Origin of the sequence: Paraburkholderia caffeinilytica (assembly GCF_046030355.1) — a bacterium.
In the GTDB taxonomy this organism is placed as follows: Bacteria; Pseudomonadota; Gammaproteobacteria; order Burkholderiales; family Burkholderiaceae; genus Paraburkholderia; species Paraburkholderia caffeinilytica_B.
Genome location: NZ_JAQQCQ010000035.1, coordinates 1 through 26,992 on the forward strand (window position 1 = coordinate 1; position 26,992 = coordinate 26,992).

Consider the following 26,992-nt stretch of genomic DNA (forward strand, 5'->3'; position numbering starts at 1 on the left):
CGAGCCGTGTGGCTCACCGCCCGGTGCGTAGAATGCGCACCCGATTACTCCGCCGTACTTCGTGGGGTTCATCTGTGATTCGCTCCTTGCAGCATGGGGAGGCTCATACGCTGTGTGCGACAGGCGTTAAAAATGATTGACCTCATCTTTGAGACTGCCCCAGATGCGTGAATGAATGTCCTGGTACTCTGGCGCCGCTGCCAGTTCCGCGGGCGGCAGCCGCGGCCTTGGCAAGTCGACCGGAATGATCGACTTCACGCGGCCCGGCCGGTTCGTGAATACGACGACGATGTCGGACAGGAAAATAGCCTCATGCAGATCGTGCGTGACGAATAGCACGGTCTTGCGTGAGCTCTCCCAGACCGACAGGAAAAGCTCCTGCAACTTGAGCCGTGTCTGGCTGTCGAGTGCACCGAACGGCTCGTCCATCAGCAGGATGTCCGGATCGGTCGCAAAGGTGCGCGCCACCGCAACCCGCTGGCGCATTCCGTGCGACAACTCGTGGCGATAGTGATTCTCGAACTGTGCCAGGCCCACCCGGCGCAGCCATTCGCGCGCCACCTCGGAATGATTTGGCACGCGGCGTATTTCAAGCCCGAATTCGACATTCCGGATGGCCGTGCGCCACGGCATCATGCCGTCCCGGGCGAACATGTAGCCCACGTCGTGCCGAACGCCGGAGACCTGCTCGCCGCCAACGTTGACCACGCCGGCGGACGGCTTGAGCAAACCGGATACCGCATTGAGAATCGTCGACTTGCCGCAACCGGAGGGGCCGACAATCGTGACGATTGCGCCGTGCGGTACGTCGAGTGTGACGCCTTGCGCTGCGGTGACGACATCCCGGCCTTCGGGAGAGAAGCGGATATCCACATTGCGTAGTTCGATCTGTGGCGTGCGGGAGACGCTGCTCATTGTGTGTGTTCCTCCGCGGGCGGCAGGCACCGCGAGCGTCATGGGTGGGAAAGGGCGGGCGAGGTAAGAGGCCGTCCGGATCCGTCAGGCGCTCGTGGTAGATGGTTTCCACGCGAGAAGCCGCGCTTCGACAATACGCATGACGATCGCAAAAAACCACGCGACCAGCGATAGCGCGATCAGCCCCGCAAATACGCCTGCGGTGTTGAAATTGCCGGCGCTGTGGGCAATCACGAAACCCAGCCCTTCGTTCGAGGACAGGATCTCCGCGACGATCACGCCCAATAGCGAGTAGGTCAGCCCGAGATTGAGCCCCGCAAAAATCCATGGCAGAGCGGACGGCAGGGTGACCTTGAGCAGCATGTCGCGGCGTGACGCGCCCATCAGTAACGCAATCGTCCGGATATCGTTGTCGACGTTCTTTGCGCCACTCAGCGTATTGATCAGCAAAATGAAGTACACCAGCGTGAACGCCGTAATCACCTTCGCGGCAAGTCCGATGCCGAACCACAAGATAATGAGCGGTGCGATTGCCACGCGCGGCATGCTATTCAGCATCACGATCAGCGGCGCGAGCACCGTATCCCAGAACGGCGAACGAGCGAGCATCAGCCCGCTGGCGATGCCGAGCACCGATGAAATCACAAACGCGATCAGTGCTTCGAATACGGTCACGCCGATATCCGTCAGCAGCGTGCCGCCGACCGTCTGGGCCCAAAGTTCTTTCGCCACCAGCAAGGGGCTGCTGATCCAGAACGGATCGACCCAGCCGATGCTCACAACACCTTGCCAAAGCGCCAGCACGCAGATGATAAGTAGTGTGCGCGCCACCATGACCTTCAGCTTCATGCGATCACGACCGCGCGCCGGCGTGCCGTATCCGGGCGTTGCGAGCACCGCGCGGTGAGTGATTTTTCGGCTCGTCATCGTCATTTCCTGTTTGATCCGATCTCTTTAGAACTTGACGCGAAAGCCCGCGCGAACCACGGCGGCGTGATTGCCCGACGCCGCTGTCTCAGTGGGAATACTGGCTACGGCCTGCTGGCCGGTTGAGTCCACGCCGCTTGCCTTCTGATAGACACCGACGAGGTAGACGTCGGTGCGTTTGGACAGGTTGTAATCAGCGCCGAGCGTAAATTGATGGTATTTGACACCGGTGTTTTGCACCGTTGCCTGGGTGCTCGATACGCTATTGCCTTTCGTGAAGTTATAAGCGAAACCCACCAGGAAGGAGGGCGTAAAGTGATAATCGGCATTGACTTCCACGTCGTTAAACGTTGCGGTGCCGGTATAGTGCTGCGGATTCGGCCCGGACCCGGCTGTATCACCGAGCGCCATGAATTTGACATTGGAATACACGACACCGAATTGAGCACCGCCCAGCGTGTAGCCCACGCCTCCGGTGATAATCTGGAAAGTATGCGCGGAGGCATAGCCGGAAAAGACTGGATTGGTCGAGGCGGCAATATTGTTGGTGGTGGGGCCGCCGCTGTTCGGATTATTGCCGAAGTACGAAACATTGGCGTTTCGCGCATTGACGTAACCGGCCGCTACAGTGACCGAACCGGTTGCGTAACGGGCGCCAACCGAATATATCTGGTTCTGCGTGAATTGCCCGGCTTGTCCGCCGAAACTATAAAGACCGCCAAAGGTAAATCCGCCGTAATTGTTGCTGGCAAATTTGACGGAGTTATTGCTCCGGTATGAATTGGTTTCGTTATCGAGATCTCCTGGGTGGGCTGCCCGATGGCTTCCCCATTGCGCAGCTGCCGTCAGGGTTTCAACATAATCGACGACGCTGTCATATTGGCGGCCCAAAGTAACCGTTCCCCACTGCGTGCCGGACAGTCCCACAAATGCCTGCCGTCCAAACATGGCGCCACCCTGATTGAGTTTTCCGTTATTTACCTCGAATCCGTTTTCGAGTTGGAAAATCGCTTTGAGGCCATTGCCGAGGTCCTCCGAACCCTTCAGCCCCCAGCGTGAACCTTGTTCGCCGCTCGACGAATCAAGCCAGATAAGCGGTTTACCCTGGCCTGGACCCGTCTTGACATTGCTGACGTATTCAAGCCCCTCGTCGATGACGCCGTATAGCGTCACGCTGCTTTGAGCATGCGCGACGCAGGCCGATGCGCCAAGCGCAGCCACTAAATATGATGACTTTTTCACCCGATGTCTCCGTTTGATTGTTATCAGAATGTGATTGGTACAACAAACATCACGGATGCCACTACCTGTGCCGCTTTGAGCCCGTCGCTCATCAATGGTGACGATCTGGCCGGTGAACTCTGTTTATGGCGTTCGCGCACTTCAATTTAAAAAAATGCCGACGACAGAACAATGCGCAAATCGACTGCTGATTGACGTCATTGAATAAGCCGTCCATCCAGAACTTTTCCTGTTCAGGAATTCATTCAGCAGCAGAATGCCTTTTTCAACGGCGATTTTTCCGCGCAGGCATACCCCGCGAATCCGGGTGGGGATTCGCGGTACCGCATCCAGTGGGGCGCCTTATGTGATGAGCTTGTCGAACGATATGACACGGCGATAGACTGGGCAAACGAATTTATTTAATCGCGACCCATAAATAAATGACGCGTGCGTCTTCCAATGAAACGAGCATGTCGAGGTTAGGGTTCGTCAAGAACGGTGTGAAAGTCGCCTTTGTGCCGAAGCAGAGCAACGACCTCTACGAAGTGATCGCCGATGGCGGCGATCAAGGCAAAAGTGGCACTCACTGTCCGTAAGTCGAATTGGGACACACATCGGTGCTGCGGCTTGCCGGGTAACACCCATACAGGTATCGCCACTACCACCCAACTCCCTGTTTTTTATCGGTTTTCTCGGTGATTGAGAGGCCCAAAGCGGCATTCTGCGTGGCATAATCGACCGACACAGTCAGCCCGCAGTCAATACTACCCCGCATACCATGGCACAGACTCTCTACGACAAATTGTGGAACACACACGTGGTCCACACGGAAGAAGACGGTACGACGATTCTCTATATCGACCGTCACCTGCTGCACGAAGTCACCAGCCCTCAGGCGTTCGAAGGCCTGAAGCTGGCTGAGCGCCCCGTGTGGCGTATCAGCGCGAATCTGGCGGTGTCGGACCACAACGTCCCCACCACGGATCGCAGTCACGGCATCGCTGATCCAGTTTCCAAGCTGCAAGTGGATACGCTCGACACGAATTGCGACGCCTACGGCATCACGCAGTTCAAGATGAACGACCTGCGCCAGGGCATCGTGCACATCATCGGGCCGGAACAGGGCGCTACGCTGCCGGGCATGACCATCGTCTGCGGCGATTCGCACACGTCCACGCACGGCGCGTTCGGCGCGCTGGCGCACGGCATCGGCACGTCGGAAGTCGAGCACGTGCTGGCCACGCAAACGCTCTTGCAGAAGAAGAGCAAGAACATGCTGGTGAAGGTCGAAGGCCCGCTGCCGCGCGGCTGTACCGCGAAAGACATCGTGCTCGCGATCATCGGCAAGATCGGCACGGCAGGCGGCACCGGCTACGCAATCGAATTCGGTGGTTCGACGATTCGCGCGTTGTCCATGGAAGGCCGCATGACGGTCTGCAACATGGCGATCGAAGCAGGCGCACGCGCCGGTATGGTCGCCGTGGACGACACCACCATCGAATACCTGAAGGGTCGTCCGTTCTCGCCGGCAGGCGTCGAGTGGGATCACGCGGTCGAGTACTGGAAGCAGTTCAAGTCGGATGAAGGCGCGCAATTCGATCGCGTGGTCGAGTTGAACGCCGCGGAAATCGTGCCGCAAGTCACGTGGGGCACGTCGCCGGAAATGGTCACCGCCGTGGACGGCCGCGTGCCGGATCCGGAGCGCGAAAAAGACCCGGGCAAGCGCGACGCAATGGAACGCGCGCTGAAATACATGGCGCTCGAACCGAATGCGCCGATCGAATCCATCAAGCCGGATAAAATCTTCATCGGGTCGTGCACCAACGCGCGCATTGAAGACATTCGCGCCGCGGCCTACGTCGTGAAGAAGCTCGGCCGCCGCGTCGCACCGAACATCCGTCTGGCCATGGTCGTGCCGGGTTCGGGTCTGGTAAAGGCGCAAGCGGAACGCGAAGGCCTGGACAAGGTCTTTACGGATGCCGGATTCGAATGGCGTGAGCCCGGTTGCTCGATGTGTCTCGCGATGAACGCCGACCGGCTGGATCCGGGCGAGCGTTGCGCGTCCACGTCGAATCGTAATTTCGAAGGTCGTCAGGGCGCCGGTGGCCGTACCCACCTCGTGAGCCCCGCGATGGCTGCCGCTGCGGCTATCGAAGGGCATTTCGTCGATATTCGCAAGCTTGGATAAACACGCATGATGAAGAACATGAATCGCACCACTCTATTGCGCCGCTTCGCACTCGGTACGCTGGCGGGGCTATTGCTCGGTTTGGCCGGCTGCAACACGGTGCACGGATTTGGCGAGGACATGTCGCACCTCGGCAATTCGATCAGCAATCACGCTGACAAATAAGCGGTTTTTGATTTTTGCCGGCAATGCGGCGAGCGGCTTTCCGGCCGCCACGCGCATCGCCCGGTCTTGAAACAGGTGCCAAGCGTCATGGATAAATTCATCGTACACACCGGCGTCGTGGCGCCGCTCGATCGCGAGAACGTCGATACGGACGCGATCATCCCGAAGCAGTTCCTGAAGTCGATCAAGCGCACGGGCTTCGGTCCGAATGCGTTCGACGAATGGCGTTACCTTGACCACGGCGAGCCGGGTCAGGACAACTCGAAGCGTCCGCTGAATCCGGATTTCGTGCTGAATCAGCCGCGTTATCAGGGCGCATCGGTGCTGTTGACACGCAAGAATTTCGGTTGTGGCAGTTCGCGCGAGCACGCGCCGTGGGCGCTGGAGCAGTATGGTTTCCGTGCGATCATCGCGCCGAGCTTCGCCGATATTTTCTACAACAACTGTTTCAAGAACGGCCTGCTGCCGATCGTGCTGACCGAACAGCAAGTCGATCATCTGTTCAACGAAACGTATGCATTCAACGGCTTCAAGCTAACCGTCGACCTGGAAGCGCAGGTCGTGCGCACGTCGGATGGTAGCGCCGAATATCCGTTCGAAGTGGCAGCGTTCCGCAAGTACTGCCTGCTGAATGGCTTCGACGATATCGGCCTCACGCTGCGTCACGCTGACAAGATTCGCCAGTTCGAAGCCGAACGGATCGCGAAGCAGCCGTGGCTGAATCACCGCATCGTCGGATAAGGGCTTATAGACCCGAGGTCCAGTGGTTCGCGTGATTCACGCTTAGAAAAGTCTCGAAGAAAATCATCAAGGAAACTCGCATGAAGATCGCAGTCTTGCCGGGCGACGGCATCGGTCCCGAAATCGTCAAGGAAGCCGTGAAGGTCCTGAACGTGCTCGGCGAAAAGTTCGAACTCGAAGAAGCGCCGGTCGGCGGTGCGGGCTACGAAGCGAAGGGTCATCCGCTGCCCGATTCGACGCTGGCGCTGGCGAAGGAAGCCGATGCGATTCTGTTCGGCGCCGTCGGCGACTGGAAGTACGACTCGCTCGAACGCGCGCTGCGCCCGGAGCAGGCGATTCTCGGTCTGCGCAAGCACCTGCAATTGTTCGCGAACTTCCGTCCGGCAATCTGCTATCCGCAACTCACGGGCGCGTCGTCATTGAAAGAGGAGATCGTTTCGGGGCTCGACATCCTGATCGTGCGCGAACTGAACGGCGACATCTACTTCGGCGCGCCGCGCGGTGTGCGTTCGTCGCCGGATGGGCTGTTCGAAGGCGCGAAGGAAGGCTTCGACACGATGCGTTATTCGGAACCCGAAGTGCGCCGCATTGCGCACGTCGCGTTTCAGGCGGCCCAAAAGCGCCAGAAGAAGCTGACGAGCGTGGACAAGGCCAACGTGCTCGAAACCTCGCAGTTCTGGCGCGACGTGATGATCGACGTCTCGAAGGAATACGCGGACGTCGAGCTGTCGCACATGTATGTCGACAACGCGGCAATGCAGCTGGTTAAGGCGCCGAAGGCGTTTGACGTGGTCGTCACCGGCAACATGTTCGGCGACATCCTGTCGGATGAAGCCGCCATGCTGACGGGTTCGATCGGCATGCTGCCGTCGGCCTCGCTGGACAAGAACAATAAGGGCTTGTACGAGCCGTCGCACGGTTCCGCGCCGGATATCGCCGGCAAGGGCGTGGCGAATCCGCTGGCAACGATCCTGTCGGCCGCGATGATGCTGCGTTATTCGCTGAACAAGGCGGAACAGGCGGATCGTATTGAAACCGCGGTTAAGAAGGTGCTGGAACAGGGCTTCCGCACGGGCGACATTCTGACGCCGGGTTGCAAGCAGGTCGGTACCGTGGCGATGGGCGACGCAGTGGTCGCTGCGCTGTAAGCTTCTTTGAAGCAGGCGGTGTTCAGTTTGCTGAACCCTCGTCAAAGCGGCCTTTAAAACGCGAATCGGCCTTGAAACAGGCCGATTCGCGCGTATTACGGGCGATAGCGGCGGACATTGACGTCGCCAGATTCCGGTTTTCGTGTATATTGTAGCGATGGCGCACATAGCTCAAATCTCCTCGATTTCGAAACTGCACGGCAAAACGGCCCGTGCGGTTGAGCTCGCCTTTACCACCACAAAAGCGCTCATTAAAGCGCTCATTAAAGCGATTACCCCGAAAACGATCACGAAACGCTGATCGTCCGTCGTGCCCGCTCATCTTCCCCGCGCGGTCACTGCGGGCAAAGATGCGGGGAAGTTTCCATTCGAAGGGTATGAAGTCATGAACGTAGGTCTCGTAGGTTGGCGCGGTATGGTCGGCAGCGTCCTGATGCAACGTATGCAACAGGAAGGCGATTTCGACTTGATCGAACCGGTGTTTTTCAGCACCAGCAACGCGGGCGGCAACGCGCCGTCGTTCGCCAAAAACGAGACCAAGCTCAAAGATGCGACAAGCATCGACGACCTGAAGAAGTGCGAAGCGATCATCTCCTGCCAGGGCGGCGATTACACGAATGAGGTGTTCCCGAAGCTGCGCGCAGCGGGCTGGAACGGCTACTGGATCGACGCGGCTTCGTCGCTGCGCATGAAGGATGACGCCGTCATCATTCTCGATCCGGTCAACCTCGACGTGATCAAGAACGCGCTGGTCAAGGGCCAGAAGAATTTCATCGGCGGCAACTGCACGGTCAGCCTGATGCTGATGGCGCTGGGCGGCCTGTTCCGCGAAAACCTCGTCGACTGGATGACGGCCATGACGTATCAGGCTGCTTCGGGCGCGGGTGCGCAAAACATGCGCGAACTGCTGCAGCAAATGGGCACGCTGTATGGCGCGGCCAAGGAGGACCTGGCGGATCCGTCGTCGGCGATTCTCGACATCGACCGTCGAGTGCTCTCCGCAATGAACAGCGACCGTATGCCGACCGACAACTTCGGCGTGCCGCTCGCGGGCTCGCTGATTCCGTGGATCGACAAGGATCTCGGCAACGGCATGTCGAAGGAAGAGTGGAAGGGCGGTGCGGAAACCAACAAGATCCTCGGCAAGCCGGCCATGGGCACGCCGGGTTCGATCCCGGTAGATGGCCTGTGCGTGCGGATCGGCGCAATGCGCTGCCACTCGCAGGCGCTGACCATCAAGCTGAACAAGGACGTGCCGCTGGACGAAGTGAACAGCATCCTCGCGTCCGGCAACGACTGGGTCAAGGTCGTGCCGAACGAACGCGAAGCATCGATGCGCGATCTGTCCCCGGCTGTGGTCACGGGTACGCTGACGGTGCCGGTCGGCCGTGTGCGCAAACTGGCGATGGGCGGTGAATATCTGTCGGCCTTCACGGTTGGCGATCAGCTGCTGTGGGGCGCGGCGGAACCGTTGCGTCGCATGCTTCGCATTGTGCTCGACAAGTAAAGTAAACTACGCGCTCACGACGCGTAGAAAACTCAAGAAGCGTCGCGCTTGCGCGGCGCTTTTTTCATTGTGTGCTCCGATTATCTTGTCTCTTTCCAACCGCAAACAAGGGCTGCGCGCTGACGCGCCTGGCGTCCCGATGAACCTTCGACTCTCTTCCCTTCGGGCTATGTTTATGCATCAAGGTACGAGCCGGCTGACGGCCGCGGCCGCTTTGGCGCTCGCGCTGACGGGCGCCGGCGTGGGCCGCGCAGTGGCAGCGCCGGGCGATGCCGCGAGCGCGCCCGAGGGCGCTTCCGTTTCTTACGCCGCCGGGAGTCAATATACGGTGCGGCCTGGGCAGTCGTTGAACGACGTGGCGATTGCCGTCACGCAATCGCACGACAAGGGGACGCTCGCACGCGCTTCGCGCGCGCTGTTCGATGCGAATCCGAATGCCTTCATGAGTCATGACCCGAGCCGGATGCGCGTAGGCGCGCTGTTGACGGTCCCGGCGCTGGATGCGTCCGGCGCTTTGGCGGCTTCCGCGCCGGTTGCAGGGGCTGCGTCCGCCACGCCATCGGCCGCTACGGCTGCGCCTGCTTCCGTGCCGAACGCAGCGGCGGCCGGTGCGGCGGTCGGCACCGCGAGCGGGGTGGCGCAGCAGATCAACGCCGCCGCAGCGAGCGCAGCAAGCGCCGCCGCTCGTGCTGCAGCATCAGCGGTTTCAGGGACGGCGAGCTCGACGGCTGAAGCAAGCCCGGCGGCTCCGGCCAGCTCGGCAGCGGGCGGTGCGGTTTCGGCGGCCCCCGTAGCGGGTTCACAGGCTGTAGGCGCGTTGCCCGCCAGCGGTGCACATGTTTGGTCGGGCGCGATTCAGCCCTCGGCCAGTGAGGCGGCAGAAGGTGCGTCGGCGGCTGCCACAGCAACCGCTACGGCCAATGGGCAGCCGGCATCGCAACCGCGCGCGCAGGTGTCCAGCTTGCAGCAACTGCTGGCGCTGAAAAACCGTGTGCTGATGGAGTTGCAGAAACATGGCATCGGTGGGTCGCCGGCCGCGAAGGTCGCGCCTGCGACGAACGGTGCTCAGCCCGCCACCGGCGTTTCTTCTGCGGCGGTCGCTTCAGGTCATGCCAGCGCGACGATGCCCCCGTCGAACGACGCCGGCATCTCGCAGACGAATTTGAGCGTGGCGGCGGCAATCGGCGCGGCGTTGGTCGTGTTGCTGGCGGCCTTGCGTCTGGGCCGGCGTAAGCGCGCCGCCGTTGCCGCGACCGAAAGCTCGCTGGCGGCGGACGCAGCGGCGGCTTCTGCGCGAGCGGCTGAGTCGCAGGATGTCGTTTCGACGCGCGACGCGGTGGAGGTGAACGACGAAGCGGCAGCAGGGCATGCGCCGGCACTGGCGCTGGCTGACCACGGGGCCGCAGCGGATGAAGCGGCAGCACGGGACGTGGCGGAGCGCGTGGCAGCGGAGCGCGAAGCGGAAATTCGCGCGGCGGCTGCGCGCGAAGCGGCGATGCGCGAGGCAGCAGAGCGCGAAAGTGCAGAGCGCGCGGCGACCGAACGGCTGGCGGCGGAGCGTGCAGAAGCGGACCGCGCTGCGGTAGAAAAGGCAGAAGCCGAACGCACAGCCGCGTCACATGCTGCTGCGGAGCGTGCAGAAGCCGAACGCGCGAAGACCGACCAAGCTGCAACTGAGCGTGCGGCAGAAGATCACGACGCGGCACAACATGCCGCAGCGGAACACGAAGCCACTGCCCACCCATCGCACACAGGCTTGGCCACGCAAGACCACGATGCGTTCCAACCTGCGTCGCAGGAAATTCACCCGACGCCCGCGCCGTTCGAAGCTGCGCAACCGAGCCCGGACACTGAATCGATTGGCCAAGGCGGTCCCACGTCCGAGCCTCTTCCCGCTACCCATCACGAAAATCTCGACGGGGCGACCGCAGCTGCGAGTCTCGCAGCTGCCGCAGAGCTCGGTGCTGAAGCATTGCCACTGACCTCGCTCGAACCGGTCAACGAGACTTTCCAGCAAGAGGCGCCTCCGCACCGTCTGCAATGGGACGACGAACCCGCATCGAGCGCGCCGGCCACGCCGTTGGCCGAGCCGACGAATGAGTCGCTTGCAGAGCCGCAGAGCCATCAGGACATCCCGGCGCCTGTCATCGACTTCACGCAGCAGCGGGTCGAGCCGCACGCGACTGAGCCGCTCAGTCAGCCGTACAGCGAGACGACGACGCATCCGGCGCCCGCCGACACATCCTTGCCGGCAACGCCCACGGCCCAACAGGACGCGGCTCACGTCGAACCGACGTATCAGCCGTCCCATGAGGCGCAACCGCAGTCACATCAACACGCCGAAACGGCGGAGCCCGATGGCGCACCGAACGTCGAGCCGGCACCCATCGCGCAAATTCAGCCGACGCCGACCGTGCCGACTGAGTTCCCGCGCGATGCCGTCGACGCATTCAGCAGCCTGAACATGCCGTTGCCGCCGCGCGTCGAATCGACCGACGACGCAGCCGCGAGCGCCCCCGGATTGCCGACGACACAACCGGTCGCATCTCCGGAAACCACCGCACAGCAAGCCGTGGCGCCGCACGACCCCGACGATGCCCCGCATATCGCCGACGAAATCGGCGCCGGCACCGCGGGCCATGCAGCCGTCGCGGGCCTGGGCGCGGCCGGCTTCGGCGCGCTGAAGCTCGATTTCGACCTGGAGTTGCCGCCGAGTCCCGCTCAGCCGTTGCCCGCCTTCACGCGGGCCGATCTCAGCCGCATCGCCCGCAACAAGCTCGATCTGGCCGCCGAATATATCGACCTCGGCGATTTGTCCGGCGCGCGCCTGCTCATCAATGAAGTGATCGAAGCGAACGATCCGGCCACGCGCACCGAGGCTCGCGCGCTGCTCTCGACGCTCGCGCCGTTGTCGTGAAGCGTATTGCGTTAGGCGTCCAGTACGACGGCTCGGCATTCTGCGGCTGGCAGTCACAGCCGCATGGCAAGACCGTGCAGGATGAGCTCGAACGGGCGTTGCGCGAGTTTGCACAAACACCAGTGCAAACCGTTGTAGCGGGCCGCACGGATACCGGCGTACACGGCCTTGGTCAGGTCGTGCACTTCGACACAGAGCTCGATCGCACGGATTTTTCGTGGATTCGCGGCACCAACGCCTTCCTGCCGAAGACGATCGCCGTGCAATGGGCCAAGCCGATGCCCGACGAATTCCACGCGCGCTTTTCGGCGTTCGAGCGAACCTATTACTACGTCCTGTACGTCCATCCGTTCCGCTCGCCGATGCAGGATACGCGGGCCGGATGGGTGCACACGCGGCTCGACGTCGATTCCATGCGGGCCGCCGCGGCCCACCTGATCGGCGAGCACGATTTTTCGGCGTTCCGTTCCTCGCAATGCCAGGCGAAAACGCCGGTCAAGCATCTGTATCAGATCGACATGCGGCAACAAGGCGACTTCGTTCATTTTCGCTTTCGGGCGAACGCATTCTTGCATCACATGGTGCGTAACCTGATGGGCTGTCTCGTCGATATCGGCCGGGGACGCCATCCGGCCGAATGGATGGCCGAGGTTCTCGCCAGCCGCAATCGCGACTGTGCAGCGCCGACCTTCATGCCTGACGGCCTGTACCTGGCGCAGGTGGGCTATCCTGAACAATTCGCCGTGCCTGCGCCGCAGACCGGTAGCGTGCCGTGGAGTACCGTATGGACCGAGCAAGCGCAAACATGAAATCAACTGAAAATCTGGCAACCGAAGCAAACGCCGGCGCGCAACAGCACGCCGCACCACATCGCACGCGGATCAAGTTGTGCGGGCTGTCGAAACCGGAAGACGTCTCGCTGGCGATCGACCTCGGCGCCGACGCGATCGGCCTCGTGTTCTATCCCCCGAGCCCACGTTCGGTGAGCGTCGCGCAGGCTGTCGAGCTGGTGCACGACGTGCCGCCGTTCGTGTCGGTAGTCGGCTTGTTCGTGAACGCAACGCAGGACTGGATCCGCGAAGTCGCTAGCAATGTCGGGCTCACACTGCTGCAGTTCCACGGCGACGAGACTGCTGAGCAGTGTGAATCCCTCGCCAGCTTTGCGGGTTTGCCTTGGTTGCGCGCGTTGCGGGTCGCGGCGGATACTCAACCGGCAGATTTGGTAAAATCGGCGCTTAACTATTCAGCAGCCAGCGGCCTCCTGTTCGACACCCATGTCGAAGGCTATGGCGGCGGCGGGAAGGTTTTCGATTGGTCACTTATTCCAGCAGAGCTCGCGCGTCGGGCCGTTTTGAGTGGTGGGTTGAACGCGCAAAACGTCAGTGATGCGATCCATCGCGTGCGCCCGTACGCGGTCGATGTCTCGAGCGGCATCGAAGTACCGGGCGCCAAGGGCGTGAAAGATCACGCCCGGATGGCGGCGTTCGTACGCGCAGTGCGCGCGGCAGACGCTGAATGATTCAGGCGGCGCGGTTTTCTCCTATGAAAGCCGTGCGCCACACTGAGAAGAGTGATCACCATGTATAACTTGCCTGACGAAAGAGGCCATTTCGGCCCATATGGCGGCGTGTTCGTCGCTGAAACGCTGGTCCACGCACTCAGCGAGCTGCGTGCGGCGTACGAGAAATATCAGAAAGACCCGGAATTCGTCGCCGAATACGAGCGCGAACTGAAGTATTTCGTGGGTCGTCCGTCCCCGATTTATCACGCACAGCGCTGGAGCGAAATGCTCGGCGGCGCGCAGGTTTTCCTCAAGCGCGAAGACCTGAATCACACCGGCGCCCACAAGATCAATAACGTGATCGGCCAGGCGCTCCTCGCGAAGCGCATGGGCAAGCCGCGCGTGATCGCGGAAACCGGCGCGGGCCAGCACGGCGTGGCGACAGCGACCATCGCGGCGCGTTTCGGTATGGAATGCGTGGTCTACATGGGCGAGGAAGACGTGCGCCGCCAGGCCGCCAACGTCTACCGGATGAAACTGCTCGGCGCGACCGTCGTCCCGGTGCAGTCCGGTTCGCGCACGCTGAAGGACGCGCTCAATGAAGCGATGCGCGACTGGGTGACCAACGTCGAAAACACGTTCTACATCATCGGCACGGTGGCGGGGCCGCATCCCTATCCGATGATGGTGCGCGACTTTCAGCGCGTGATCGGCGACGAGTGCAAGGTGCAGATGCCCGAGTTAGTGGGTCGCCAGCCGGACGCCGTGATTGCGTGCGTTGGCGGTGGTTCGAATGCAATGGGTATCTTTTACCCGTACATTGACGACACTTCAGTGCAACTGATCGGCGTCGAGCCGGCCGGCGATGGGATCGAAACCGGCCGGCACGCGGCTTCGCTGCTCGGCGGCACGCCGGGCGTGCTGCACGGCAATCGCACCTATCTTCTGCAGGATGAAAACGGTCAGATCATGGAAACCCATTCGATCTCGGCCGGTCTGGACTACCCGGGCGTGGGTCCTGAGCATGCGTGGCTAAAAGACAGCAATCGCGCGCAATATGTCAGCATCACCGACGAAGAAGCGCTCAAGGCGTTCCACGATTGTTGTCGCATCGAAGGCATTATTCCGGCGCTGGAATCCAGCCATGCGCTCGCCTATGCCGCGAAGCTCGCGCCGACGCTGCCCAAGGACAAAGTCCTCCTGGTCAATCTGTCGGGCCGCGGCGACAAGGACATGCATACGGTCGCTGAGCGATCGGGTATCCAGTTCTGAGCGCCGCGACGATGCGCGACGAGTTCGACGAGCCGCAACCGGCGCTAGAAGCCACCCCGGTCGCCGACGTTCTGGCGGCCGAGGCGCCTGCACCCTTGTTACCGCAGGTGCCCGCCGGCATCCGGCTGTTGAACCGCGATTTTTTGACCGATGTAGCGAACATCCCCGACGGGTCGATCGACCTGATCCTGTGCGATCCGCCTTATGGGCTCGGCAAGGACTACGGCAACGACTCCGACATGCGCTCCGGTGAGGATTTCCTCACCTGGACGCGTGGCTGGCTCGAGCTGGCTATTCCGAAGCTCAAGCCGTCGGGTTCGCTGTATATCTTCTGCACCTGGCAGTACGCGCCGGAAATCTTCAGCTTCCTGAAGACAAAACTCACGATGATCAACGAAATCATCTGGGATCGACGTGTGCCGAGCATGGGTGGAACCGTGCGCCGCTTTACTTCGGTGCACGACAACATCGGCTTTTTCGCGGTGTCGAAGGACTATTTCTTCGATCTCGATCCCGTCCGCATCCCGTACGATGCCGTCACGAAGAAGGCGCGTTCGCGTAAATTGTTCGAAGGCAGTAAGTGGCTCGAGCTTGGCTATAATCCGAAGGACGTCTGGTCGGTATCGAGATTGCATCGGCAACACGCCGAACGCGTCGATCATCCGACCCAGAAGCCTCTGGAAATTGTCGAGCGGATGGTGCTGGCAAGTTGTCCGAAGGGCGGGCGCGTGCTCGACCCGTTCATGGGCAGCGGCACCACCGCAGTCGCTTGCGCCCGGCAGCAGCGCGAATTCGTCGGCTATGAGATCAATGAAAGTTACTGCGCGATAGCGCGCGAACGCGTTAGCGCGGCCGCGTCGGCGCCCACTGCTGCTCGCAAAACCCGCAAGAATGCGGCCAAACCCGAGCAGCAAACCGAGGCGCAATAAGCGCGCAGTAGCTTAAAAATCCGAGAATATTCCATGTCCCGTATCAAGAACACGTTTGCTGCGTTGTCCGCCCAGGGTAAGAAAGGCCTGATTCCGTTCATGACCGCTGGCGATCCGGATCCGGCGCGCACGGTCGAATTCATGCACGCGCTCGCCGCCGGCGGCGCCGATGTGATCGAACTCGGCGTGCCGTTTTCCGACCCGATGGCCGACGGCCCGGTGATCCAGCAATCGTCCGGGCGTGCATTGGCCCATGGCGTGTCGCTGCGTCACGTGCTGGCCGATGTGAAGCGCTTCCGCGAAACCAACGACAAGACGCCCGTGGTACTGATGGGTTACGCCAACCCGATCGAGCGCATGGGTACCGAAGCGTTCGCCAAGGCGGCCCAGGAAGCCGGGGTAGATGGCGTGCTGGTTGTCGACTATCCGCCGGAAGAGTGTGCTAACTTCGCTGAACAGATGCGATCTGCCGGTATCGATCCTATCTTTTTGCTGGCGCCCACTTCCACGGACGAGCGCATCGCGGAAGTCGGTAAAATCGCCAGCGGCTACGTCTATTATGTGTCGTTGAAAGGCGTGACCGGCGCGGCAAATCTGGACGTTTCCAGCATCGCGAGTAAAATCCCGGCCATCAAGTCGCGCGTCCCCCTGCCGGTGGGCGTCGGTTTTGGCATCCGCGACGCGCAAACAGCGCGTCTGGTGGCCGAAGTCTCCGATGCCGTCGTGATCGGCAGCCGTATCGTGCAGTTGCTCGAACAAGCGGCGCCCGAAACCGCCGCCGAGACGCTCACGCGCTTCATCGCCGAAGTGCGCGAGGCGATCGATAGCGTCGCGACTGCCCGATAACAGTTATTTTTTGTCTTCTGTAGTGTGAGCGGCGGGTTCGTCCCGCCGTTTGCGCAACCGCTGACCCCAGAAGGATTCAATATGAGCTGGCTCGATAAGCTGCTGCCGCCGAAAATCAAACAAACCGACCCGAAGAACCGCAAGGGGATTCCGGAAGGCCTGTGGATCAAGTGCCCGTCGTGCGAAGCCGTGCTGTATCGCAATGACGTCGAGGCCAATCTGCACGTTTGCCCGAAGTGCGACCATCACATGCGCATCGGCGCGCGTGAGCGGCTCGACGGCCTGCTCGATCCGGAAGGCCGCTACGAAATCGGCCAGGAAATCGTCCCGGTCGACGCGCTCAAGTTCAAAGATAGCCGCAAGTACCCGGATCGCCTGAAAGAGGCGATGGACGACACCGACGAAACCGACGCAATGGTCGTGATGGGCGGCGCCATCCACACGCTGCCGGTGGTGGTCGCGTGCTTTGAGTTCTCGTTTATGGGCGGCTCTATGGGGTCGGTGGTCGGGGAGCGTTTCGTGCGCGGCGCACAGAATGCACTCGAACAGAAAGTACCGTTTATTTGCTTCACCGCTTCCGGCGGCGCGCGGATGCAGGAAAGCTTGCTCTCGCTGATGCAAATGGCGAAGACCACGGCCATGCTGACCAGGCTCGCCGAGGCCAAGCTGCCGTTCATTTCCGTGCTGACCGATCCGACCATGGGCGGCGTGTCGGCGAGTTTTGCATTCCTGGGCGACGTGGTGATCGCGGAGCCGAAGGCGCTGATCGGCTTTGCCGGCCCGCGCGTGATCGAACAAACCGTGCGCGAAAAACTGCCGGAAGGCTTCCAGCGCGCCGAGTTCCTTTTGACGAAGGGCGCGGTCGACATGATCGTCGACCGTCGCAAGCTGCGCGAAGAGATCGCGCAATTAATGGCGTTGTTGAGCCATCAGCCGGCGGACGCGGTTGCGTAAGCACTCGCTTCGATCCAGCCGCGCCAAGCCTTTTCAGGCGCGGCTGCAGTCAGAAAAGCAGTAAAAAATAGCGCGCCGCGAGAGTCATCAAGCGGCGCGCTGTCATTTCCGGGATAATCACGATCTCGCAACGCAGCACAGATTCATTCGATGACCACATTCCCCTCCCTCGACGCGTGGCTCACGCACCTTGAATCCGCGCATCCGGTCGGCATCGACATGGGTTTGGGCCGTATCACGCAGGTACGTGATGCGATGCAGTTGTCGTTTGAGTGCCCGATCATTACGGTCGGCGGCACCAACGGCAAGGGTTCGACCTGCGCGATCCTCGAATCGATTTTGCTGCGCGCGGGCTTTACGGTGGGCTGCCACACGTCGCCGCATCTGCTGTCGTTCAACGAACGGGCGCGCGTGAACGGCGAAATGGCGAGCGATGCAGACTTGCTGCCGCATTTCGAAGCCGTCGAAGCCGCGCGTCTGAGCCTCGCCGAACCAGTCACGCTGACTTATTTCGAATTCACGACGCTGGCGATCATGAGCCTGTTCGCCTCGCGCGGACTGGACGCGGTAATTTTCGAAGTCGGCCTGGGCGGCCGCCTTGACGCGGTCAACATCCTCGACGCGGACTGCGCGATCATCACCAGCATCGATATCGATCACACCGAGTATCTCGGCGACACGCGCGAGAAAATCGCCTTCGAAAAAGCCGGCATTTTCCGCCCGGGCAAACCGGCGATCTGCGCTGATCCGGTGCCGCCGCAAACCCTGATCGACCATGCGGAGAAGATCGGCGCCGAACTGTGGCTATTCGGCCGCGATTTCCGTTACGAAGGGCAGGCGGGCAGCGAGCGCCAGCAATGGAGTTACGTAGGCCCGACAATGCGCCGTTCCGCGCTCGCCTATCCGGCATTGCGCGGCGCGAATCAGCTGATCAACACGTCGGCGGCACTGGCCGGTCTGGAAGCGCTGCGCGGCCGTTTGCCGGTCTCGGCGCAGGACATCCGGCTCGGCCTTGCCAACGTCGAACTGCCGGGGCGCTTTCAGGTGCTGCCCGGCAAGCCGGCCATCGTGCTCGACGTCGGCCACAATCCGCACGCCGCGGCTGTGTTGACACAAAACCTCGGCAATATGGGCTTTTTCCCGTACACCTATGCCGTGTTCGGCGCGATGCGCGACAAGGACATTGCCGGCGTGCTGGCGCACCTGAAGGGCGAAATCGACCACTGGTGCGTGACCGATCTGCCGACTCCGCGTGCGGCTTCGGCGGAAGAACTGGAAGCGGCTTTGCGCGAACAGGGCGTGAGCGACGGCAACGACAGCAGCGTGACGCGCTACCCAACACCGGCAGAGGCTTTCCAAGACGCGCTAAAACGAGCGTCAGAGAATGATAGAATTGTGGTTTTCGGCAGTTTCTATACGGTAGCAGGCGTCATGGCCTACCGTAAATCGCAGCAACACTGAACGGGCGCCAGGCTCGAACCAAGCGATTCATGGGAATTTTCTCGTTCGGCAAGAAAGACGACGCGTCCACCCGGCGCGGCGCAAACACCAGTTCCACTCGGGCCGCCCGTGGCGAGCGCGTGGAGCGGCGAACCCGCCGCACGGAGCGCACCGTGGATGCCGATGCGATGCTGCTCGACCCTACGTTGCCTGAAAAGCAGCGTGCGCGGCGCAGACTCGTCGGCGCGATTGCGCTGGTTGTCGCAGCGGTGGTGATCCTGCCTATGGTGCTGGATTCGCATCCCAAGCCCGTTACTGACGATATCTCCATCGATATTCCAAGCCGCCCCGCGCCGAAGGTCGCCAAGACCGACGAGGACACGCAGGCCGGCGTAGCACCGGATAACCCAACGCCTGACGCGGCACTCGCCGCTTCCGGCCTTGCGCCGACAACGGCAGCCACGCAAGGCCAGTCCGGCGCAGCCAGACAGCAGAGCGCGGCGACGAACGCAGCGTCCGCAACCAGGCCGGCTGTGAAATCGCAGGCGCCCGCAGCGACACCCGCAGCGCCCGTCGCGCAAACGCCTGCCAAGCCGGCCAAAACACCCGCCACGCAAAGCGCGGCGAAAGTCCAGACGCCGAGCGAAGACAGCCCGAACACCGCCGCAGCCAGCGCGGACGCCAATTCCGGTACGCCGGCATCGCCGCCGGGCAGCCGTTTCGCCGTCCAGCTGGGCGCATTTGCGAACGACACCAACGCGCGTAATTGGGCCGCCAAGTTGAAAGCGGCGGGAGTGCCCGCATATACCGAACATCGGAAGCAGGCTGACGGCTCCACGCTCACGTTATTGCGCGCTGGCCCGTTCGCCGACCGTGCAGCGGCGAGCGCCGCGATTGCGAAGGTTCGTGAGGCCGGCTTGACGTCGGGCGCGAACAGCGGCACTGCACAGTAAGCGAGCGATGTTCACTGCCTTCGACTACGCTGTAATGGCGGTGATCGGTTTGTCGGCCTTGCGCGGCACATGGCGCGGCTTTTTGTCTGAGATATTCGGGCTGATCGGCTGGATCGCGGCGTTTTTCATTGCTTGCCGCTTTGTGGGTTATGTCGTGCCATTTATCCCTGCCACGTGGCCGGGCGGCGCGCTGACCCAGTGGCTTCTGGCGTTCACGCTGGTGGCGATCGGCGTGGTGCTGGTCGCAAGCGTGCTGAACGCGCTGCTGAGCCGCATCGTGCAGGCAAGCGGCTTGAGCGGCGTGGACCGCTCGCTCGGTTTGATGTTCGGCCTCGTGCGCGGGGTCGCTCTGGTGCTGGTTCTGGTCGCCCTTGCAGGCTTGACCGAACTGCCCCAACAGGAATTCTGGCGCAACGCCTTGCTTCGGCCCTATGCGGTCGAGGGCGTGCACGTAATGAAACCGCTGCTTCCCGAGACGCTCGCTGCCTACGTCCGCGTGTGACGATCAGGTGAACGGTTAAGGGAACGCGGCAGGACTCCGGCGCAATCCGGTTGCCTCCACGTAGTCGCGTACCCTCGCGCAGCATCGCAGGCACCGGCCGCCGTTACGAATTTCGTACCTTTGAAGGACATGCCATGTGCGGCATCGTAGGCGTAGTTTCCCATTCTCCGGTCAATCAGCTGATCTATGACAGCCTGCTGCTTCTGCAGCACCGCGGTCAGGACGCCGCCGGCATCGCGACAGCGAACGGCAGCAACTTCCACATGCACAAGGCGAACGGCATGGTGCGCGACGTGTTCCGCACGCGCAACATGCGCAGCCTGCCCGGCACCACCGGTATCGGCCAGGTCCGTTACCCGACGGCCGGTTCTGCATCGAGCGAAGAAGAAGCCCAGCCGTTCTACGTGAACGCGCCGTTCGGCATCATCCTCGCGCACAACGGCAATCTGACCAACTGGCAGCAACTGAAAGATGAGATGTTCCGCATCGATCGCCGCCATATCAACACCAACTCCGACACCGAAGTGATGCTCAACGTGCTCGCGCACGAATTGCAGCTGTCCAGTTCGAGCCTGCAACTCGATCCGGCCGCGCTGTTCAAGGCGGTGTCGGGCGTGCATCGCCGGGTGCGCGGTTCGTACGCGATCGTGTCGCTGATTGCCGGCTACGGTTTGCTCGGTTTCCGCGACCCGTTCGGCATTCGCCCGCTGTGCCTCGGCAAGCAGGAAACGCCGGAAGGCGTCGAGTGGATCCTGGCGTCGGAATCGGTTGCGATCGAAGGTATCGGTTTCGAATTTGTGCGTGACATTGCGCCGGGCGAAGCGATTTTCATCGACCTCGAAGGCAATTTGCACTCGCAGCAATGCGCGACGAATCCGAGCCTGAACCCGTGCATTTTCGAACTCGTGTATCTCGCGCGTCCGGACTCGGTGCTCGACGGCGTGCCGGTCTACAACGTGCGTCTGCGCATGGGCGATTACCTCGCCGAGAAGATCAAGCGCGAATTGCCCGATGTTCCAATCGACGTCGTGATGCCGATTCCCGATTCGTCCCGTCCGGCCGCGATGCAGGTCGCGAAGAAGCTGGGTGTGGAATATCGCGAAGGTTTCTTCAAGAACCGCTACGTAGGCCGCACCTTTATCATGCCGGGCCAGGCGATGCGCAAGAAGTCCGTGCGCCAGAAGCTGAACGCCATGGGCATCGAGTTCAAGGGCAAGAATGTGCTGATCGTCGACGATTCGATCGTGCGCGGCACCACCTCGCACGAAATCGTGCAGATGGCGCGCGACGCCGGCGCGAACAAGGTGATCTTCGCTTCGGCGGCGCCGCCGGTGAAGTACCCGAACGTCTACGGTATCGACATGCCTACGCGCGGTGAACTCGTCGCACACGGCCGCACGGACGACGAAGTCGCGCGCATGATCGGCGCTGACTATCTCGTTTATCAGGACGTTGACGCCCTGAAGCAGGCGGTGCGCGACATCAACCCGGCGCTGAAGGAATTCGAAGCTTCGTGCTTTGACGGCAACTACGTCACGGGTGATGTCACCACCGAATACCTCGACCGCATCGAAACCGCGCGTCTCGCACCGTCTTCGCAATCGGACCGCGACGCCGCGAGCGAAGCGGCCGAAGGCGGCCCGGCGCGTTCGCAACTGCATCTGCAATTGTCGGTGGGCTGAGCAAACCCGCGTGCGGTGTGCCATGTCAGTGGCGCGCTGCACGCCACGCCGCGAGCGTGTTAGCATGAGGGCTTGCGTCGATTTGATCTCAGCTTGCGGACGCGGGGCAACCCAAAACAGCTAAAGCGAATGGTGGAAAAGCCGCAGTCATCCGCCTCCGCTCCAGCTTTTCCCCGCACATGAAGCCCGCTTATGCCGACGCAAAAGCGGGCTTTTTTGTTGCTGCCGTTTGGCGTCGTGGCGCTCGTTTCACGTGAGCCGTAGACGCCGAACCCAGCCATGGAACATTGGAAACCAGAACCAACATGGACGACTCCCTGAACTTCGATACGCTGGCAATCCGCTCGGGCACAGCGCGCAGCGACTTCAATGAACATTCGGAAGCGATTTTCCTGACCTCGAGCTTCGTGTTCGCGAGTGCCGCGGACGCAGCCGAAAAATTCAAGAATTCCGAAGACAATTACACCTACTCGCGCTTCACGAATCCGACCGTCTCGATGTTCCAGGACCGTCTGGCCGCGCTCGAAGGCGGCGAAGCGTGCATGGCCACGGCCTCGGGGATGGCCGCGATCATGTCGGTGGTGATGTCGGCGCTGCAGGCCGGCGACCATCTGGTCAGCTCGCAGGCGCTGTTCGGTTCGACGCTCGGCATGTTCTCGCAGATCTTCAGCAAGTTCGGCATTACGACGACCTTCGTCGATCCGACCGACCTGGATGCTTGGAAAAACGCCGTGCGCCCGGAAACGAAGATGTTCTTCCTCGAAACGCCGTCGAATCCGCTGACCGAAGTCGCCGATATCGAAGCGATCAGCAAGATCGCGAAGGCGGCCAATGCGATCTTCGTGGTCGACAATTGCTTCTGCAGCCCGGCTTTGCAACAGCCGCTGAAGCTTGGCGCGGACGTCGTGATGCACTCCGCCACCAAGTTCCTCGACGGTCAGGGCCGCGTTCTCGGCGGCGCGTTGGTGGGCTCGAAGCAGTTCATCATGGAGAAAGTGTTCCCGTTCGTGCGCAGCGCCGGGCCGACGCTGTCCGCGTTCAACGCATGGGTGCTGCTCAAGGGCATGGAAACGCTGTCGCTGCGCGTCGAAAAGCAGTCGGCGAATGCGCTTGAAATTGCGCGCTGGCTGGAGACGCATCCGGCTGTGAACCGCGTGTTCTACCCGGGGCTCGAATCGCATCCGCAGCATGCGCTGGCCATGCGTCAGCAGAAAGCGGGCGGTGCGATCCTCTCGTTCGAACTGAAGGGCGAGACGCCTGAGCAAATGCGCGCGAACGCCTGGCGCGTGATCGACAACACGAAGATCTGCTCGATCACCGGCAACCTCGGCGATACGCGTACCACCATTACGCATCCGGCGACGACAACGCACGGTCGCGTGACCCCTGAGGCGCGTGCGGCTGCAGGTATTAGCGAAGGGTTGATCCGTTTAGCCGTGGGTCTGGAAAACGCCGGCGATATCCGCGGCGATCTGGAGCGCGGTCTGGCGGGCTGATCACGCTACGCAATTGCAGGAGGCGAACGGTAAGAAGCGCGGGCTGCCTGTTCAGGCGGCTCGCACGTTGTTCAAACTCAATGGCGCAACGCGCGCCATTGACCGGGCGCCAGCCCAAAACGCCGCGTGAAGGCGTGCGTATAAGCGCTCTGATCGCTGAAGCCGATTTCCAGTGCGATGTCGCTGAGCGACAGGCGTGGGTCGGACAACAGGCCAAGCGACGTGTCGAGCCGCAGACGCTGCAAATAGCGATGCGGCGTTGCGCCGAAGGCGTCGATAAAAAGCTGATGAAAGCGCCGCATGCCGAAGCCGCAGTGCGCGGCCAGGTCGGCGATACGCAGTGGCTCTGACAAATGCGCGCGCAGCCAGCGGTCGATGCGCGCGAAATCAAGACCCGGTGCCTGGGCGCCGGTCACGGTGCCGGTGTCCGCCACCAACGCCGCGCCCAATCGTGCTGCGGCATTCCACTGAAACCGCCGGCTATCCAGATGGTCGCCTTGCGCGCCGCCTGTGGCGTGCGCCGCAATCCGATGCACGAGCTGCGTAAGCGAGGCATCCACGGTCACGGCCCGCGCGCGATCGAACAGACGTTCCGGCACGGCCAGCGAGGTGGCAGGCAGATCCAGCACCAATTGCCGGTTCTCGCCGATGCCTGCGTAATCGTGCCGCGCACCGGCCGGAATGAGCCAGGCGGAGCCGGCGTTGATCTGGTGCCCGACGCCGTTCACCGCCATCACCATCGCGCCGTCGAGTCCGAGCACGACCTGATGAAAGTCGTGCACGTCCGACGCCTCGATCGCGCCGTAACGGCGCAGCGAAACGCTAGGTGCGGTGATGGCGGGATGACTCATTGGCGAAGCCTGAATACACAATACAAAACAGCGCAGCGAAAAACTTAGACGTCGAGCAGTTCGACTTCGAACACCAGCGTTGCATTCGGCGGAATCACGCCGCCTGCGCCACGCACGCCGTAGCCGAGTTGCGGCGGAATCGTCAGCTTGCGCGTGCCGCCGACCTTCATGCCTTGCACGCCTTCGTCCCAACCCTTGATGACCATGCCGCCGCCCAGCACGAACGCGAACGGATCGTTGCGGTCCTTGCTCGAGTCGAACTTCTGGCCGTCGGTCAGCCAGCCCGTGTAGTGCACGCTAACGGTCTTGCCGGCTACTGCTTCGGCACCAGTGCCTTCAACGATGTCTTCGTATTTCAGGCCGGATTCGGTAGTCACAGTCGACATGTGTCGCTCCTTAGGTCAAATTGTAAAAACCGACATTGTAGGCGTGTTGGCGTCACGTCGCCGAGGATTGCCGCGTGGCACGCGGTTTGCGTTCACGTTAGCCATCCGGCCAGGCTGGTTGCGCTGGGCGGCATGCCTATAATGGGGTTTCTTTTAACATTTCATGCACCGCCTGAGAGGGCTCGATCGTGACAACGTCTCCCACCGGGATCACCGGCGCGCTGCCGATTCCTTCCGGCTTCGCCGTATCCGAACGCACCGCGCACCTGCGCGCCGAGACTGCCCTGTTTATGCGCGACCACGTGTTGTCGCTGGTGTCGCATGACCTGCGTGGCCCGCTGAACGCTATCCATAGCTGGGCGTACGTGCTCGAGCGCAAGCTCGATGCTAACGACGCCAATTCGCAGCGCGCCATCACCGGAATTCGTAACGGCGTCGACCAGCAGGTGAAGTTGCTGGAGACGATTGTCGACGCCACGCGCGCCGAGACCAAATCGCTGGCGCTGGTCGTCGCCCCGTTTCCGCTGCATCCGCTACTCGATGAAACCGTTGAAGAAGTCCGTTCCGGATTGGCGCGCGCGCGGGGTGTCGAGGTCACGGTCGAGTCGCACCTCGCTACCGAGCAACTCAACGGCGACCGCGAGCGCCTGGCCGCCGCGCTGTGGCTGATGCTCACGTTTGCCGTCGAAGCGGGCACGGAGGGCGCCGTGGTCACGCTGGCCGCGCGCGCGGACGCCAGCCGGTGGTACGCCACCGTCACTTTCAAGCAGAGCGCCGCTGCACTGGGCGATCCTGCGGTACCGCATCTGCTGGAAGCCTTTGCCCGCAAACAGGCGCTCGAACCGCGCGAAGCCAAGCGGATGGCGTGGGTATTCGCGCTGTGCAAGCGCGTTGCGGAAGCGCACGGCGGCAGTTTCGAGCAAAGCGACGCACCTGAGAGCGAAGCGGTGGTGCTCTCGCTGCATGTGCCGCTGAGTGCAACTACAGCAACGTGAGCAACGGCTGTCGGCGCGCCGCGCTTTACCCGATTAACTTTCGGCTTGCTTGCACCCTCTATACTGACAACTTTTGTTGCCGGAGCCCTTCGCTTTGATCCAGGTTGTCGCCCTTATCGGTGCATTGTTTCTCGTTGCCCTCAACGGTTTTTTCGTCGCTGCCGAGTTTGGTCTGGTGAAGCTGCGGCAGACGCGCGTGCAGAGCCTCGCGGCCAGACATGGCATGCGCGGGCGTTTGCTGGCGAAGGTGCATGGACGGCTCGACGCGTATCTGTCCGCCTGCCAGCTCGGCATTACGCTGGCGTCGCTCGGCCTCGGCTGGATCGGCGAGCCGGCGTTCGCGGAACTGCTCACGCCGGTTTTTAGCCTGCTTGGGGTGGAGTCGGAGAAACTGATTCACGGCATCTCGCTGTTCTTCGCGTTTTCGTGTATTTCGTTCCTGCACATCGTGGTGGGCGAGCTGGCGCCGAAGTCGCTGGCGATTCGCGAATCGGAAAAGGTTTCGTTGTGGGCCGCCACGCCGCTGTACGGTTTCTACTGGGCGATGTATCCGGCGATCTGGGTCCTCAACACGAGCGCCAACGCGGTATTGAGGCTGGCGGGCCTCAATGGGGAGCACGGCCACGATTCGCATTACTCGACCGAAGAGCTCAAGCTGATCCTGCGTGGCCGCCACGCCAACGTCGCGACTGAACTCGGTTCGCCGGATGGCGCATACAGCCAGGACGAATGGAACACGATTGCGCATTCGCTGGATTTCTCGCGCATGACCGTCTCGGATCTGATGCGCCCGTCCTATGAAATGGTTGGCCTGCGGCGCGATTTGCCGTTGCGCGAAAACATGCAGGTGGTGGCGCAGCACCGCTTCAGCCGCTATCCATTGTTCGAAGATGCGTCCGGCGAGCGCGTGGCCGGCATGATCCACTTGAAGGATTTGCTGCTGGCACGGCACGCGGGCAGCACGCTCGACGACCTCTCCAAATATGCGCGGCCCGTTCAGTATGTGAAGCCGGACATGCCTGCGCTGGAACTGTTTCGCCGCTTCCGCAAGGGCGCACCGCACTTCGCACTGGTTGGCCATAAGAATTCGAAGCCAATCGGCTTTCTGACGCTGGACAATCTGCTCGGCGCACTGGTTGGGCAGATCCACGACGAATTCCGTCAGGGCGACGCCGACTGGACGCGCATGGACGACGGCACGTTGATGGGCAAGGGTAGTTTGCCGGTGGTGTCGTTGGAACGCGCGCTGGGGATCGACATCGACGAAGGCAAGGCCGAGTCGGTCGGTGGCCTCGTGATTCAGGCGCTCAACGATCTGCCTGCTGAAGGGCAACGCGTCGAGTTCGATCGCTTCGACGTGGTGGTCAAGAAGATGAAAGGGCCGCGGATCGTACTCGTGCGCGTCTATCCGAGGACCTACGACGATGAAGGCGGTTGAACGGCTTCTGCGCTG

At 61.8% G+C, this 26,992-nt stretch carries 26 protein-coding genes; 20 read left to right on the top strand and 6 right to left on the bottom strand.

Annotated elements, in window-relative coordinates:
• Positions 1-126: 126 nt before the first annotated feature.
• The 3 genes from PQQ95_RS33655 to PQQ95_RS33665 all read right to left on the bottom strand — a co-directional run bounded on the left by PQQ95_RS33655 (position 127) and on the right by PQQ95_RS33665 (position 3,084).
• Positions 127-915 carry an ABC transporter ATP-binding protein gene (locus PQQ95_RS33655; RefSeq protein ID WP_408445942.1) on the bottom strand — a complete coding sequence of 263 codons (789 nt, stop codon included), beginning with the start codon at positions 913-915 and terminating at the stop codon, positions 127-129.
• A gap of 84 nt (positions 916-999) precedes the next feature.
• Positions 1,000-1,842: an ABC transporter permease gene (locus PQQ95_RS33660; protein ID WP_408445945.1), complete on the bottom strand. Its 843-nt coding sequence runs from the start codon at positions 1,840-1,842 to the stop codon at positions 1,000-1,002.
• 27 nt (positions 1,843-1,869) lie between these two features.
• On the bottom strand, positions 1,870-3,084 hold the full coding sequence (locus PQQ95_RS33665) for a porin (RefSeq protein WP_408445947.1): 1,215 nt from the start codon (positions 3,082-3,084) through the stop codon (positions 1,870-1,872).
• Between the two features lie 452 nt (positions 3,085-3,536).
• Between PQQ95_RS33665 and PQQ95_RS33670 the strand changes: the two genes are divergently transcribed.
• From PQQ95_RS33670 to leuB, 5 genes are all read left to right on the top strand, one after another.
• The gene (locus PQQ95_RS33670; protein ID WP_408445949.1) at positions 3,537-3,662 is read left to right on the top strand and encodes a hypothetical protein; all 126 of its coding nucleotides are present in this window, start codon (positions 3,537-3,539) and stop codon (positions 3,660-3,662) included.
• 182 nt (positions 3,663-3,844) lie between these two features.
• The gene (gene leuC / locus PQQ95_RS33675; RefSeq protein ID WP_408445951.1) at positions 3,845-5,254 is read left to right on the top strand and encodes a 3-isopropylmalate dehydratase large subunit; all 1,410 of its coding nucleotides are present in this window, start codon (positions 3,845-3,847) and stop codon (positions 5,252-5,254) included.
• A 6-nt stretch (positions 5,255-5,260) separates the two neighbouring features.
• Complete coding sequence (locus PQQ95_RS33680; RefSeq protein ID WP_028196115.1) at positions 5,261-5,419, top strand: entericidin A/B family lipoprotein; 159 nt, start codon at positions 5,261-5,263, stop codon at positions 5,417-5,419.
• Positions 5,420-5,506: 87 nt separating this feature from the next.
• Positions 5,507-6,160 (top strand): 3-isopropylmalate dehydratase small subunit, encoded by a 654-nt coding sequence (leuD, locus tag PQQ95_RS33685; RefSeq protein ID WP_408445954.1) that lies wholly within the window; start codon positions 5,507-5,509, stop codon positions 6,158-6,160.
• Positions 6,161-6,240: 80 nt separating this feature from the next.
• Positions 6,241-7,308: a 3-isopropylmalate dehydrogenase gene (leuB, locus tag PQQ95_RS33690; RefSeq protein ID WP_074289025.1), complete on the top strand. Its 1,068-nt coding sequence runs from the start codon at positions 6,241-6,243 to the stop codon at positions 7,306-7,308.
• A gap of 22 nt (positions 7,309-7,330) precedes the next feature.
• On the opposite strand, the gene PQQ95_RS33695 is transcribed toward leuB, so the two are convergent.
• Positions 7,331-7,756 (bottom strand): hypothetical protein, encoded by a 426-nt coding sequence (locus PQQ95_RS33695; RefSeq protein ID WP_408446076.1) that lies wholly within the window; start codon positions 7,754-7,756, stop codon positions 7,331-7,333.
• Between PQQ95_RS33695 and asd the strand changes: the two genes are divergently transcribed.
• The 13 genes from asd to PQQ95_RS33760 all read left to right on the top strand — a co-directional run bounded on the left by asd (position 7,694) and on the right by PQQ95_RS33760 (position 23,307).
• Positions 7,694-8,815, top strand: a complete 1,122-nt coding sequence (gene asd / locus PQQ95_RS33700) for an aspartate-semialdehyde dehydrogenase (protein WP_012428637.1) — start codon at positions 7,694-7,696, stop codon at positions 8,813-8,815. The genes PQQ95_RS33695 and asd overlap by 63 nt on opposite strands.
• 169 nt (positions 8,816-8,984) lie before the next feature.
• The gene (locus tag PQQ95_RS33705) at positions 8,985-11,732 is read left to right on the top strand and encodes a motility hub landmark protein FimV (RefSeq protein ID WP_408446074.1); all 2,748 of its coding nucleotides are present in this window, start codon (positions 8,985-8,987) and stop codon (positions 11,730-11,732) included.
• Complete coding sequence (truA, locus tag PQQ95_RS33710) at positions 11,729-12,541, top strand: tRNA pseudouridine(38-40) synthase TruA (protein ID WP_408445958.1); 813 nt, start codon at positions 11,729-11,731, stop codon at positions 12,539-12,541. The genes PQQ95_RS33705 and truA overlap by 4 nt, the downstream gene beginning before the upstream one ends.
• Positions 12,538-13,251 (top strand): phosphoribosylanthranilate isomerase, encoded by a 714-nt coding sequence (locus PQQ95_RS33715; RefSeq protein ID WP_408445960.1) that lies wholly within the window; start codon positions 12,538-12,540, stop codon positions 13,249-13,251. Before truA ends, PQQ95_RS33715 begins: the two co-directional genes overlap by 4 nt.
• Positions 13,252-13,311: 60 nt before the next feature.
• Positions 13,312-14,505: a tryptophan synthase subunit beta gene (gene trpB / locus PQQ95_RS33720; RefSeq protein WP_408445962.1), complete on the top strand. Its 1,194-nt coding sequence runs from the start codon at positions 13,312-13,314 to the stop codon at positions 14,503-14,505.
• 11 nt (positions 14,506-14,516) lie between these two features.
• Positions 14,517-15,434 carry a DNA-methyltransferase gene (locus tag PQQ95_RS33725; protein WP_408445965.1) on the top strand — a complete coding sequence of 306 codons (918 nt, stop codon included), beginning with the start codon at positions 14,517-14,519 and terminating at the stop codon, positions 15,432-15,434.
• Between the two features lie 33 nt (positions 15,435-15,467).
• Positions 15,468-16,280 (top strand): tryptophan synthase subunit alpha, encoded by an 813-nt coding sequence (gene trpA, locus PQQ95_RS33730; RefSeq protein ID WP_408445967.1) that lies wholly within the window; start codon positions 15,468-15,470, stop codon positions 16,278-16,280.
• Between the two features lie 81 nt (positions 16,281-16,361).
• The gene (gene accD / locus PQQ95_RS33735; RefSeq protein ID WP_063498420.1) at positions 16,362-17,234 is read left to right on the top strand and encodes an acetyl-CoA carboxylase, carboxyltransferase subunit beta; all 873 of its coding nucleotides are present in this window, start codon (positions 16,362-16,364) and stop codon (positions 17,232-17,234) included.
• Positions 17,235-17,384: 150 nt separating this feature from the next.
• A complete protein-coding gene (gene folC / locus PQQ95_RS33740) occupies positions 17,385-18,695 on the top strand; it encodes a bifunctional tetrahydrofolate synthase/dihydrofolate synthase (RefSeq protein WP_408445970.1) in 1,311 nt (436 codons plus the stop codon).
• A 29-nt stretch (positions 18,696-18,724) separates the two neighbouring features.
• Positions 18,725-19,627, top strand: coding sequence for an SPOR domain-containing protein (locus tag PQQ95_RS33745; RefSeq protein WP_408445972.1), 903 nt, complete (start codon positions 18,725-18,727; stop codon positions 19,625-19,627).
• A 7-nt stretch (positions 19,628-19,634) separates the two neighbouring features.
• Positions 19,635-20,129 carry a CvpA family protein gene (locus PQQ95_RS33750; RefSeq protein WP_408445974.1) on the top strand — a complete coding sequence of 165 codons (495 nt, stop codon included), beginning with the start codon at positions 19,635-19,637 and terminating at the stop codon, positions 20,127-20,129.
• A 134-nt stretch (positions 20,130-20,263) separates the two neighbouring features.
• Positions 20,264-21,811: an amidophosphoribosyltransferase gene (gene purF / locus PQQ95_RS33755; protein WP_408445977.1), complete on the top strand. Its 1,548-nt coding sequence runs from the start codon at positions 20,264-20,266 to the stop codon at positions 21,809-21,811.
• 305 nt (positions 21,812-22,116) lie between these two features.
• Entirely contained in the window at positions 22,117-23,307 is a 1,191-nt protein-coding gene (locus tag PQQ95_RS33760; RefSeq protein WP_408445980.1) for an O-succinylhomoserine sulfhydrylase, read from the top strand.
• 77 nt (positions 23,308-23,384) lie between these two features.
• Here the strand turns inward: PQQ95_RS33760 and PQQ95_RS33765 are convergent, their stop codons facing one another.
• On the bottom strand, positions 23,385-24,158 hold the full coding sequence (locus PQQ95_RS33765) for a helix-turn-helix domain-containing protein (RefSeq protein ID WP_408445982.1): 774 nt from the start codon (positions 24,156-24,158) through the stop codon (positions 23,385-23,387).
• 44 nt (positions 24,159-24,202) lie between these two features.
• Positions 24,203-24,544, bottom strand: a complete 342-nt coding sequence (locus PQQ95_RS33770; protein ID WP_006047612.1) for an FKBP-type peptidyl-prolyl cis-trans isomerase — start codon at positions 24,542-24,544, stop codon at positions 24,203-24,205.
• Between the two features lie 188 nt (positions 24,545-24,732).
• On the opposite strand from PQQ95_RS33770, the gene PQQ95_RS33775 reads away from it, so the two are divergent.
• Positions 24,733-25,539 carry a sensor histidine kinase gene (locus tag PQQ95_RS33775; RefSeq protein WP_408445984.1) on the top strand — a complete coding sequence of 269 codons (807 nt, stop codon included), beginning with the start codon at positions 24,733-24,735 and terminating at the stop codon, positions 25,537-25,539.
• Between the two features lie 94 nt (positions 25,540-25,633).
• Positions 25,634-26,977: a hemolysin family protein gene (locus PQQ95_RS33780; protein ID WP_408445985.1), complete on the top strand. Its 1,344-nt coding sequence runs from the start codon at positions 25,634-25,636 to the stop codon at positions 26,975-26,977.
• The last annotated feature ends 15 nt before the right edge of the window (positions 26,978-26,992 follow it).

Coding starts and splice junctions, on each gene's coding strand:
- PQQ95_RS33765 (WP_408445982.1), bottom strand. CDS start 24,158: ATGAGTCATCCCGCCATCACCGCACCTAGCGTTTCGCTGCGCCGTTAC.
- PQQ95_RS33655 (WP_408445942.1), bottom strand. CDS start 915: ATGAGCAGCGTCTCCCGCACGCCACAGATCGAACTACGCAATGTGGAT.
- trpA (WP_408445967.1), top strand. CDS start 15,468: ATGTCCCGTATCAAGAACACGTTTGCTGCGTTGTCCGCCCAGGGTAAG.
- PQQ95_RS33715 (WP_408445960.1), top strand. CDS start 12,538: ATGAAATCAACTGAAAATCTGGCAACCGAAGCAAACGCCGGCGCGCAA.
- PQQ95_RS33745 (WP_408445972.1), top strand. CDS start 18,725: ATGGGAATTTTCTCGTTCGGCAAGAAAGACGACGCGTCCACCCGGCGC.
- leuB (WP_074289025.1), top strand. CDS start 6,241: ATGAAGATCGCAGTCTTGCCGGGCGACGGCATCGGTCCCGAAATCGTC.
- PQQ95_RS33770 (WP_006047612.1), bottom strand. CDS start 24,544: ATGTCGACTGTGACTACCGAATCCGGCCTGAAATACGAAGACATCGTT.
- PQQ95_RS33680 (WP_028196115.1), top strand. CDS start 5,261: ATGATGAAGAACATGAATCGCACCACTCTATTGCGCCGCTTCGCACTC.
- asd (WP_012428637.1), top strand. CDS start 7,694: ATGAACGTAGGTCTCGTAGGTTGGCGCGGTATGGTCGGCAGCGTCCTG.
- leuD (WP_408445954.1), top strand. CDS start 5,507: ATGGATAAATTCATCGTACACACCGGCGTCGTGGCGCCGCTCGATCGC.
- PQQ95_RS33725 (WP_408445965.1), top strand. CDS start 14,517: ATGCGCGACGAGTTCGACGAGCCGCAACCGGCGCTAGAAGCCACCCCG.
- trpB (WP_408445962.1), top strand. CDS start 13,312: ATGTATAACTTGCCTGACGAAAGAGGCCATTTCGGCCCATATGGCGGC.
- accD (WP_063498420.1), top strand. CDS start 16,362: ATGAGCTGGCTCGATAAGCTGCTGCCGCCGAAAATCAAACAAACCGAC.
- PQQ95_RS33750 (WP_408445974.1), top strand. CDS start 19,635: ATGTTCACTGCCTTCGACTACGCTGTAATGGCGGTGATCGGTTTGTCG.
- leuC (WP_408445951.1), top strand. CDS start 3,845: ATGGCACAGACTCTCTACGACAAATTGTGGAACACACACGTGGTCCAC.
- PQQ95_RS33760 (WP_408445980.1), top strand. CDS start 22,117: ATGGACGACTCCCTGAACTTCGATACGCTGGCAATCCGCTCGGGCACA.
- purF (WP_408445977.1), top strand. CDS start 20,264: ATGTGCGGCATCGTAGGCGTAGTTTCCCATTCTCCGGTCAATCAGCTG.
- folC (WP_408445970.1), top strand. CDS start 17,385: ATGACCACATTCCCCTCCCTCGACGCGTGGCTCACGCACCTTGAATCC.
- PQQ95_RS33670 (WP_408445949.1), top strand. CDS start 3,537: ATGTCGAGGTTAGGGTTCGTCAAGAACGGTGTGAAAGTCGCCTTTGTG.
- PQQ95_RS33660 (WP_408445945.1), bottom strand. CDS start 1,842: ATGACGAGCCGAAAAATCACTCACCGCGCGGTGCTCGCAACGCCCGGA.
- PQQ95_RS33705 (WP_408446074.1), top strand. CDS start 8,985: ATGTTTATGCATCAAGGTACGAGCCGGCTGACGGCCGCGGCCGCTTTG.